Source organism: Neisseria sp. P0009.S007 (assembly GCF_051962515.1).
In genome coordinates this window covers 1-952 of the sequence record NZ_JBQCVF010000607.1, presented here as the reverse complement: position 1 = coordinate 952, position 952 = coordinate 1, and the positions used below count along the sequence as shown (strand labels likewise).

General features: G+C 37.5%; 2 protein-coding genes. Both read left to right on the top strand.

The genetic code is table 11. The features are described from left to right. The first annotated feature begins 66 nt into the window (after window positions 1-66). Entirely contained in the window at window positions 67-753 is a 687-nt protein-coding gene (locus ACTHS3_RS15125) for an RHS repeat domain-containing protein (RefSeq protein WP_440368384.1), read from the top strand. Then, window positions 750-952 (top strand): hypothetical protein (locus ACTHS3_RS15120; protein ID WP_440368383.1); only part of this gene is annotated, 203 nt, incomplete at its 3' end. The genes ACTHS3_RS15125 and ACTHS3_RS15120, both read left to right, overlap by 4 nt.

Sequence of the window (952 nt, the reverse complement as noted above, 5' to 3'; positions counted from 1 at the left end):
GAAGACGGAGAAGACCGACAACAAACCCACTACTTCCACTGCGACCAAATCGGCATCCCAAGAGAAATGACCGATAAAGACGGCAACCTGGTTTGGTTCGGCGATTATTACGGTTGGGGCAAACTGAAGAGCGAAACCAACGTAACAGTAACGGCGCACCAATCCTTCCGCCTGCAAAACCAGTATGCTGACAGTGAGACGGGGCTGCATTACAACTTCTTCAGGTATTATGAGCCTGATGCGGGTCGGTTTGTGAATCAGGATCCGATTGGGTTGTGGGGTGGGGAGAATTTTTATCAGTTTGCGCCGAATGCTCAAGACTGGGTTGACCCTCTTGGTTTAAGCAAATGCTCATCAAGATCGAAAACACCAAATCCATATCAAGGTGTAAAAGAAGCATCTAAATATTTAAAATCACAAGGAGTTCCAAGAAAATATAGGAAACAAATTTTAGAATCTTTTGATAGAGAAACGATTAAAGTACGTTCGGCAGGAACTAGTGAATATGGATTAAGGTACTTTGACGGAATAAATGCTCAAGCTAAAGGTCGTTATTTATTTGAAACATTCCCTGCTACCAGAAGTAGCCTCGCAGTCAAACCAAAATGGAACCACATGACTAATATTGCTCAATTTAAAGTGAAACCAGGAACAACTATTATTGAAGGTAAAGCTGCACCTCAAGGTTTAGGGTTGCCTGGTGGACAAACACAAAAATATATTAATGACTTAGAAAGGTTAATAAGACAATGAATCAGGAGCAATTTATAAAAAAGATTAATATAGTTTTAGTCGAAATTGATAAAATGATTAATAATTGTGATGGATATAGTTATACAAATAAACAGCAGTTGATTTCTATAAAAAATGAACTATATGACATGATTAATTATCTAAATTCAGAAAGTATTTTTCAACAAAAAAAAGGAAAAGAATTTTTATTGTCTCGGAT